This window comes from Shewanella sp. A22 (assembly GCF_053850585.1).
This window is the reverse complement of record NZ_JBSQBN010000147.1, coordinates 1-10,003: the sequence shown is the minus strand read 5'-3', so window position 1 is coordinate 10,003 and position 10,003 is coordinate 1. Positions and strand designations below refer to the sequence as shown.

Genomic DNA, 10,003 nt, shown 5'->3' with positions numbered 1-10,003 from the left:
TAGTCATGCGTTTGTCTATGTGCCACCCAACAATCCGGCGTGAATATAAATCCATTACCACCGCTAAATACATCCAGCCTTCACCTGTCTTTAAATAGGTCACGTCACCCGCCCAAACCTCATTAGCCGATACAGGGTTAAAGTTCATGTTTAACAGGTTATCAGCCACTGCATCTGAATGTTTGCGCTGTGTAGTCACCTTGTAAGCTCGTCGCTGGGTAGCTTTGAGTCGTACAAAAATACGTAACGATAATTACGTATTACTTGATGCTTTTTTCAATAGATTTCTTATGGGAAATTCTGATAATTACAAAATGACTGAGTAATTGTACTAACAAGAAAAGGGGCATAATGACTTAGTTCTTGCTTTCAGAGGTCCAAATTCAACTCTGAACTTGAGGCCGTTGAAGACTCTTTATAAAAGAATGCGTGAGCTAGCCATGGCCTTTCATGCACATCCATGTGCTTCAAGGCATTCTTGCATCCTGCCTATCAGAGCCAGCTAGCTTTGGAGGGGAATGGTCGTTCCTTGGCATCTGACCCATATGGATATGGGAAATGTCATTATGATGTCGGGAACATCATTGACCATGCCATCACGACATTTGTTAATCCATTCACATCAGACTCCCATCTGAAGCGTTAGCATTTTCATTCTTTACTATAAAGAGGTGGCCGAAACGGACTACAAACGAACTCAAAAGCTGGATTAACCACGTCGCGAAATTATCGCTTCTATTATTTAAATCAAATGGGATAATTTTGATGTGGTGGCTGGGCCAATTTTTTTATAGAAAATAAAGAGGGAACAGCCGTTGGTTTCCTCTTGGTCTGGTGTGGGCGAAGCGCCACGACGTTAGTGGCCGCAAGCCATATTTGAAAAACGCTTTACGGCTTCAACTCTCTTTTGGAAAATATAACTCGAAACAATCAGAGTTTATTCATCATTAGTCAGTGTTAGCCCTGCTGTACAGGCAACCAGACTTTAACGCTTAAGCCGCCTTGTGGGCGGTTTTGCATGCTAATTCGACCACCGTGGGCTTCAATTATTTCGCGGCATAATGGCAAACCTATCCCGGTACCCGATTGTTTAGTTGAATAAAACGGTAACAAGGCTTGCGACAATACCTCTGTCGACATTCCGCAACCTTGATCTTCCACTTTAACTAATAACCCGTTAACTGGATGAGTCACTTCCTCAAACATTAACGACACTGTGTCTGCCACCGCGCCTGACTCGTGGGCATTTTTAAGCAGATTGATAAAGACTTGCTCTAATTGCACTGCATCAAGTTTGATTGGATTAATCGGTAAAGGTGACAACAGGTTAAATGGGTATTGCTGCGCTAGTTGTTGGGTCATCTTAGCCCAATCAATCAAGGCTTTTTGTGGCAGCGGCAATTTAGCAAACTGGGCATAATGAGAGATAAATTGGCTCAGGTGTGTGGTGCGATTTTCGATAGTATCAAAAATCAAATGCAGCTTGCTGTTGTCTAAATGCTGAGTTAAAAACTTACCTGAGTTGACCATAGAAGCGATGGGTGCGACCGAGTTATTAAGCTCATGGCTAATAATTCGAATCACTTTTTTCCATACCGCGACTTCTTGGCGATTAAGTTCTTTGGTGAGCTGTTTAAGCAAAATTAAATGGTGCTGCTGATTATTTTGAGTAAAACGCCCCCGAGATATATGCCAGGTTTCAATATCGTTACTATCAGCATTATCATCAAGATCACCACCAGCACTATCGCTGCTCCCCATCGAAAACAACCCTTCTTGCTCGCTGTTTAACGCGGCTTTTAGCGCATCAGGTAACATCACGACAAGATCAGGTAACAACATGCCTTCGATTTTGACACCCTGATTAAACAAATGTCTTGCTGCGCTATTGGCGTAAATTACCCGCTCGAAATCATCAATTAATAGCATAACGTTAGGTGTGTTTTGAATCACCTTATCGAGCATTAACTCGCGCTGATAAATAAACTGGCGCTCACTGCGCAGCTTTGCCGATGCTTGGTTGTATAAACTCACTAATCTATCAATCTGTGGCTCACCGTAGGGATGCAGCGACACACTAAAATCGTTATCTTTAAAATTCAGCAAGCCAATTTCAAGCGCTTGCAGGCTTTCACTCAATCGCCTTGTTAACCACACACTGAAAAAATAACACACAGCCAACATCACAATAATAGCCAGCCATAAGGAGTCCGCGCCCAATGTAAACCAGACAACAGCCCCTGCCATAGCCCCGACAAGACAACTCAACATGGTACCTAACAACAATTTAGTGCGCAGTGACAACATCATGATTTGCTATCTCGGATACCGTATTTTTCCATACGCCGATATAAGGCTTGTCGACTTAACCCAAACGATTTTGCGACTCTAGCAATCACGCCATTGTATTGTGTCAGTGCTTGCTCGATTTGAAGCTTATCGGGCTCAAATGTGACAACGGGGTCTTCGGTGTCTGGCAAGGTTTTAGGCTGATGTTGAGATTGATATTGGGTTTGAGGTTGCGCCATTATCTGCGCGGGGTTATCGGCTCCCCCCCCTAACGTCATTAAACCAAAATCATTAATGCTCAGTTGAGTGGATTGTGTCAGTAGCACCGCCCGTTTACAGGCATTTTCTAGTTCGCGCACGTTACCCGACCAACAATGATTAACCAGTGCCAGTTGGGTGGTTTTATCTAGGCTAAAGCTGTCACCAATAAAATGTTTCACTAACGGTAAAATATCGTCTTGGCGCTGATTTAACGGCGGAATGGTCAGTTCAATCACATTCAAACGATAGAATAAATCTTCACGAAAACGCCCATTGGCAATGTCATCAGCTAAATCGGCATTGGTTGCGCTAATCACTCGTACATTCACTTTGCGGGTTTGATGGCTGCCTAAACGTTCAAATTCACCCGTTTGCAACACGCGCAATAACTTTACTTGGCCAGACAATGGCAAATTGCCAATTTCATCTAAAAATAATGTACCACCGTCGGCGGCTTCAAAGCGACCCATACGGGTTTTGTTGGCGCCCGTAAAGGCACCCGCTTCTGCGCCAAACAGTTCAGCTTCAAGTAAATCCATTGGTAGAGCGCCAATGTTAACCTTAATAAACGGTTGGTCTTTTAATGGCGAGTTGGCCTGTAAAATGTCGGCGATTTTGTCTTTGCCTGCGCCATTGGGCCCCGTGATCATCACCGACACGTCAGAACGGGCAACTTGCAACGCTAAATCAACACAGCGCTGCATGGCGCCGCTACCAAACACTAAGCCGCATAAGTCGGCGCCATTAATGGCTGACATGCGATCACTGTGAATACGGTTTAACTGGCTATTTTGTTGAGAAAGTCGATAGATAGACAATAAGTTACTAATACTGTTGAGCAACTTAGCGTCGTCCCACGGTTTACCCATGTAATCGGCCGCACCCGCTTTAACCAACTCGACAGCCGTTTCTAATTGAGTCCAAGCCGTCATCAAAATAATTGGTAGATTGGGCTGCAACTGCCGTAATGCATAAAACAGCTGCTTGCCCTCCTCGCCCGATGTAGTGTCACGGCTAAAGTTCATGTCTTGGATAACTAAGCTGATCTCTTTGTTAGTGACAATCTCAATTGCCGCTTCGGGTGAATGACAAAAAATAGCATTGTAATCATGCAGCTCAATCATTAACGCAAGCGCTTGGCAAATGGCATGGTTGTCATCAACAATTAAAATATTATCCATTAGAGTATGTTTGAGTCCAATTAGGTTATTGCTATACAAAAATATGTTTACACAATAAACATTTACTAACAAAAGTTTGTTTATACAATGAACATTTACTGACAAAAATCAAATAAACAATAGCATGACAGAAGTCGTCATTGTCACACTATTGTTAAGCGCTAACGTCACATTTAAGCAGATTACACACTGCGGGTGGCCATAGCAGGTGAAATATTAGCCGCTTTGGTTGCTGGTATTATCACCGCAAGCGTTGTCACAACCAGCAAACCAATAACAGACATAATAGGATAAATCACTGGCACCATAGGCAAGCTATACAGTGACATTAATTGTTGACCAAGTACTAATGCCAACATGCCGCCAATCACACCACCGACAATACAAATCAAATAATTTTCGACTATAAAATATTGAATAATATCGCGTTTACTCGCCCCCAGTGCTCTACGAGTGCCTATTTGTTTGGTGCGGCGTTGAATATTAAACATCACCATACCGGTTAATCCTAGCGACGTGATCAATAACAGCAACACCACCATCATCGTCAATATTGTGATCATCAACTGATGGTCGCGATACGAGCCATCTTTAACTTCCTCGATTGAGTCAAATCGGTTAAGTACTCGATTTGGATTCTCAGCCAGCAGTGCGGCGGTGATCGCGGCTTGCAACTCAATGTGATGCTCAGGTTTAGCGCGTACCATGTATGAACTGCCGCCATAATCCACATTTTGAATAATGCTGTACTCTAAATCAGCACTATCAATCCATGCGCCTTGAAACTTGTCAACCACGCCAATGACCGTAATTTGGGTATCTTCGCCCTCATAGAGCACTTTACCTAGTGACGATTCATCAGGCCAAACCTGCTTGGCAAACGCTTTAGATATTATTGCCAACTTACCACTACTATTAAGGCTATCTTTAATTTCATGGGGGTAGAAATTGCGCCCCTCAATCAACTTAAGACCTAAAGTGTCAATGGTATGTTCTGTCCCTAAATACATGGCAAATTGCGGTGTATTTTTATCAATATCGGGGTCGGGCCCCAAATTTAAGGCGCTAGACCAGCCACTGCCGCTCAAAGGCAACATGTTGCTTGAGGTCGCCTCAATCACATTAGGTAACCCCCGTAAAATTTGCTGATCAATTTTGTTTTGCGCGGTTCTATCAATCGAGGGATCGAAGTTGTATATTCTAAAGGTTAACACTTCTGATTCTTTAACCCCAGAATCACGCTGCATCAGGGCTAGACGTTCCTGAATAATAAAACTTGCGTTCGCCACAATGGCCACCGATAAAATAATCTGGATAAGCAGCAAAATTGGGCCGCTTTTACTGCGCAATAAACTGCTAATAATAGGTTTGATATGCAACATAATAAATCCCTTACTGGCTTTTTAGATAAACACTAGGCTTAGTACGACACACGATCCAGGCCGGATATAAACCAGCCAGTAACGCTGTACCAACCGCAATACTTGGCGTGATCACCCACATACTGGCAGACAGATGCGTTAAGCCTTCAGCCACCTCAAACTTAGCCGACAACCCATAAAGCGCCACCCATGCCCACGCTAGACCCAACACACCGCCGAATAAGCCAATCATGCCAACTTCAACCATATACTGAGCAAATATTTGCGCGCGGCTAGCACCGATTGCACGGCGTACTCCCACTTCTGGCGCTCGCTTAAGGAACTTAGTCAGCATCAAACCTAAAATATTGACTAAACAAACACTTAAAAATAGCACGCTCAAACCGACTAAGATTTTATTATCCTCCGGCACCACCTTGTTGTACTCAAGCCAAGTGGCCACATCGGATAGTTTCACAGAGTCAACAGCGGATTTATTGTCGCCAAAACGGCCCAATGCCTTCTGCTCATCAACATAACTGCTCAACCATGCGCGGTAACTGGCAGCCGTATCTGCATCTGGTAAATCCACCCAATACAGCAACCAGACTTTTTCAGAGTTCAAGCGGTCACTATAAGTATTCATCGTCTCAAATTTCCAGCCAGACATGTTACCCCACACATCAAACTCTTCGATAGGGGTCAGCGAAAATGGCACAAAGATTTGCTCTGAATCATCAAAGGCACCATTGGTCGGATCATAATATTTTGGCGAAGGACTCCATGTTTTAATCACCCCAATCACTTGATAAGGTTTGCGATTAAGATACATGGTTTTACCAACACTGTTTCCGCCACCAAACAGCTTTTGATTGATCGTCTCATTAATCACCACTTGATATGCAGGATCAGTGTCGACGGATTTATCCCACACATTGCCGTATAAAAAAGACACATCAAACATCTTAAAAAAATCACTGTCGGTCACACGAACGCCCTCCAGAATCGGCACAAAATTCACATCGTCAGTTTGCACTGCCATCCCAGTACGAAACATCGCCGCTTGGCGCTTTGGAATTGTGTTGTGGCGGAGATTCATCACATCTTGATAGGTAACAAGCGAATGAAATTCATCCCAAGAATCCGGTCCTTGGCTCCAAAGCTGTACAGCATTCAGTTCCGCAGAGCGTTCACCCGCGGGGTTAAACGACATCATCTGATAAACGTTTAAAGTCGTGATAGTGGTGCCAATACCTATTGAAATGGCCAATACCATCAATAAAGACAACATCGGTGTTTTACGTATGCTGCGCCAGGCTAAATCGCAATAATAAAAAAACATAATATTCCCCTTATGCGGTTAGCGAGTGCCGGTGGCGGCTTGTTGATACATAGAAAAGTCACATACTTGACCATCGACAATTTGGATATTACGCTGAGCACGGCGGGCTAATTCAGGGTCGTGAGTCACCATAATGATGGTGGTGCCTTGTTGATTAATATTTTCAAGTAATTCCATCACTTGGCGCGCCATTAGACTGTCTAAGTTACCAGTTGGTTCGTCGGCTAATAAAAACCGTGGTTCGCCTGCCAATGCACGCGCAATGGCAACACGTTGCTGTTGTCCGCCAGACAATTGCGTCGGTAAATGCTTCATCCGCGCACCAAGGCCGACTTGTTCTAATGCTGATTCGACTCGGCGCTTACGCTCGCTGGCATTCATGCCCCGATAACGCAATGGCACTTCAACGTTTTCGGCCAAATTAAGGTCGGGAATAAGATTGAATCCCTGAAAGATAAAGCCAATTTTTTCATTTCGGACTTTAGCGCTTTTGTTGTCACTTAAATTCGACACATTAACGCCATCAAGGCTGAACTCACCAGAGGTAAAGCCTTCGAGCAACCCCGCAATATTTAAAAAGGTGGTTTTACCTGAACCAGACGGCCCTGTAACCGCGACAAACTCGCCTTCATTCACTTCAAGGTTAAAGTCACGCAGTGCATGGGTTTCAACTAAGTCGGTTTTAAATACTTTACTGATATTTTTCATGGATAACATAATAGTTTCCTTGGTTAATTCGGTTGTCGCATTTCAGCGCGCAAGGCAATGATGCGAATATAATTAATCTGAATTCTGTTGGTGTTGTTATAATTTACTTACCGCTGCTGTAACCATTGTTCGAATACCATTAGCACTAAGGCTGCAGCTTAATGCTGGCGATTGAGCTGATATCAATATGCAAATTAACGCTTGGATTGGTATCCTGTAGCCGAGTTGAAACTTGGCTGCCTATATCAATTAACTGTAAACTGACCGATAACCAATCTGTATTATTATCAATACGATAACTAGCAGCTATCGCGAGTAAAAATAAGGCTGCAAGTGCCATAAACTGTTTGCGTTGAATGAAAGTCATACAATGTCCTTACTCAGTTAACTGTTTGGTTATTTGCTTGTTTATTGATTTAGCTATCAACTTAGTTATCGAATTTGAACTGTCGGGTCATTTTTAAAGATTTCGGTACCAGATATCACCCATACATCGCCTTCTTCACCGCCTTCGATAACTTCAACCTGACTCATACTGCGCGCGCCCAATTTAACGGCTTTCTTATGAGCGACAGCATCATTCACTTGATACGCTACTTCGCCGCCCATATTGAGAAAATCACCGCGTTTCACTATCAATACATTGGGTCTGTTTTCCAATAATACTCGAGCAGACAACCGCTGATTTTGGCGTAATGATAAGGTATTACTGTCAGCAAAACGGACTCTGGCGGTTACTTCACGATTACGGACTTCAGGTGAAATTGACGACAATTGGCCAACCACGTTAACGTTGCCAAAACTCAGCTCGACATCCATCCCTAAACCCAACTCATCAGCATAAGACTCTGGCACGGCCAATTCAGCTTCAAAGGCACTTAAATCGACCACTGTTAATATTGGCTGACTGGCGGCAATACGGGCTTTTTGCTCCACTAACCAATTACCAATAATGCCGCTAACCGGCGCGATAATGCTCAACGCATTGGCTTGACGGGTTAACTCTCTCACCACTAAATCTTGGCGTTGTACCTCAAGAGTGCGATTTTTAATTTCAAAACTCAGGGTGTCGCGCATTAACTCAACTTCTTGCTGGGCATGCTTATGCAGTAATTTGGCTTTGTGTAAATCATCTTTGCTTTTCTCAAAATCAATTTTGCTAATCAAGCTCGACTTAATCAATTGATCACCACGACGACTTTCACGATCAGCGGCTTCTAAATCCACTTTCGCCATGTCTAAAATTTGGCTAACTTTAAGTTGCTCACGGCGGGCATCTAACTTGGCACGCTCTAAACTGCCCTGCAGGCCTTCAAGCATTGACAGCTGCTGTTTCAACTCACTTTGTAAGCGTGGACTTTCTATTTTTGCCACCACTTGCCCAAGCTCAACTTCATCACCTGGCTGACTTAATAGCGTCACCACACCTTCTTCTGTGCTATATAAAATCGGCGCATTGGCCGCCACAATTTTACCGGTAGTGGCAATATCTCGAACCAAAGTGCCACGGGTTAAGGTTGCCAAACGTAAATCTGCACCATCAACCGAACGTTGATTACTGTCATGACTTAAACTCGCCCACACCAATGCGCTCATCAATATGGCAGCGCAACCTATCATCAAGGGTAAGCGCAATTTACGACCTAACTTAGGCGCTATAACGGTATCTTGGCTACTTGTGTCTTTAATCATCTCAGGTCCTTAGGTAACGCGCTGACCGCAACCACCTCTTCACATTTATACCAAGGTAAAGCACAAGCCATGCCAATAGTTATTTATTGTTATTTTTCATAATGATAGTAATTTAAAGCGATAACCGAACACCCTAAAAGTGTCCGCGGACAGCATTGAAAACTGTCCGGTTATTGAGAAAGTGTCCGAGCGGACACTTATGATTTTGTACTTATGTACTTTATGTACTTTATGGCCTGCGGCCACTAACGCTTAAGATCGCAAGGTTCCACCCTGCACGGGCCAAAAGGGGATCAACAGCAATCCCCTCTTGGATCACCCCTGCCGTTCCGGCAACATTTTCGCTATTTAACCAAACAACAGCAGCGAAAAAATTGCGACGGAAATTGAGCCAGCTTTAAACCGTATTTGTAGCCGTCTTCGGCCTTATTCGAAAATGCTAACGCTTCCGATGGGGCGTCCCTTCCCCTCGTAAGCTAGCTGGCCGTCCATGGCCAGCTCACGTCATTTTCTTCAACGACCTCAAGTTCAGAGTTGAATTTAGGCATTTAAAAGCTAAGAACAACTCGTTTTTGGACAGAAATAAACTAGAGCTTTAAATCTAAGTTATGAGATTTTGATTAGTGAAAGTATCTTAAGTTATTCTAAGGGCCTAATTAGCTCCGGCCCCCTTGATCTTTTATTGTGAACATTTAGAAAAACGACGACGGCATTTCTCGAAAAATCGTCAGCACTTTCAAGCTAATTAATAATGGCTGGCTGGATTCATAACAGCAATAACATGAGAATATTTGATGAATCTAAAAAATACTGCTATGAGACAACACTATGTTCCAAGACTTTTATTAAAAAGATTTACAGATATTAAAGATAAGTTATGGGTGTTTGATAAATGGGAAAAAAATATTTTTGAGTCTTCAATTAATGGTATAGCAGCAGAGAATTATTACTACAATTATAACGTGTCAGGAGTTAAACGCACTTTAGAGAATGTGCTAACTGGATATGAAACCAAAGCGTCTAAAATTATTGATAGTATTGTGAGGGTGTAACAGATTCTGTGTAACTGCAATTTAGTTAATATACTTCACAATTCTGTCCTCGAATTCAATAATAAATCGATTCATCGCAGTACGCCAGTTTCGAATGGGCATGGTCCATTTTTTACT

Annotated in this window: 8 protein-coding genes and 1 pseudogene; 1 reads left to right on the top strand and 8 read right to left on the bottom strand. The window is 43.1% G+C overall.

Features of this window, described 5'->3' with window-relative positions; all coding sequences use genetic code 11:
- The 8 genes and pseudogenes from ACWXWT_RS18350 to ACWXWT_RS18315 all read right to left on the bottom strand — a co-directional run.
- A pseudogene (locus ACWXWT_RS18350) lies at positions 1-235 on the bottom strand (DDE-type integrase/transposase/recombinase); the annotation flags it as partial.
- 722 nt (positions 236-957) lie between these two features.
- Positions 958-2,307 (bottom strand): sensor histidine kinase, encoded by a 1,350-nt coding sequence (locus tag ACWXWT_RS18345; RefSeq protein ID WP_456043022.1) that lies wholly within the window; start codon positions 2,305-2,307, stop codon positions 958-960.
- Positions 2,307-3,731: a sigma-54-dependent transcriptional regulator gene (locus tag ACWXWT_RS18340; RefSeq protein ID WP_456043021.1), complete on the bottom strand. Its 1,425-nt coding sequence runs from the start codon at positions 3,729-3,731 to the stop codon at positions 2,307-2,309. Before ACWXWT_RS18340 ends, ACWXWT_RS18345 begins: the two co-directional genes overlap by 1 nt.
- 182 nt (positions 3,732-3,913) lie before the next feature.
- On the bottom strand, positions 3,914-5,113 hold the full coding sequence (locus ACWXWT_RS18335) for an FtsX-like permease family protein (protein WP_456043020.1): 1,200 nt from the start codon (positions 5,111-5,113) through the stop codon (positions 3,914-3,916).
- Between the two features lie 10 nt (positions 5,114-5,123).
- Positions 5,124-6,434 (bottom strand): ABC transporter permease, encoded by a 1,311-nt coding sequence (locus ACWXWT_RS18330; RefSeq protein ID WP_456043019.1) that lies wholly within the window; start codon positions 6,432-6,434, stop codon positions 5,124-5,126.
- A gap of 18 nt (positions 6,435-6,452) precedes the next feature.
- Positions 6,453-7,151 carry an ABC transporter ATP-binding protein gene (locus ACWXWT_RS18325; RefSeq protein ID WP_456043018.1) on the bottom strand — a complete coding sequence of 233 codons (699 nt, stop codon included), beginning with the start codon at positions 7,149-7,151 and terminating at the stop codon, positions 6,453-6,455.
- Positions 7,152-7,287: 136 nt separating this feature from the next.
- A complete protein-coding gene (locus ACWXWT_RS18320) occupies positions 7,288-7,509 on the bottom strand; it encodes a hypothetical protein (protein ID WP_456043017.1) in 222 nt (73 codons plus the stop codon).
- A gap of 65 nt (positions 7,510-7,574) precedes the next feature.
- A complete protein-coding gene (locus ACWXWT_RS18315; protein ID WP_456043016.1) occupies positions 7,575-8,834 on the bottom strand; it encodes an efflux RND transporter periplasmic adaptor subunit in 1,260 nt (419 codons plus the stop codon).
- Positions 8,835-9,628: 794 nt separating this feature from the next.
- On the opposite strand from ACWXWT_RS18315, the gene ACWXWT_RS18310 reads away from it, so the two are divergent.
- Positions 9,629-9,886, top strand: coding sequence for a DUF4238 domain-containing protein (locus tag ACWXWT_RS18310; RefSeq protein ID WP_456043015.1), 258 nt, complete (start codon positions 9,629-9,631; stop codon positions 9,884-9,886).
- Positions 9,887-10,003 lie beyond the last annotated feature (117 nt).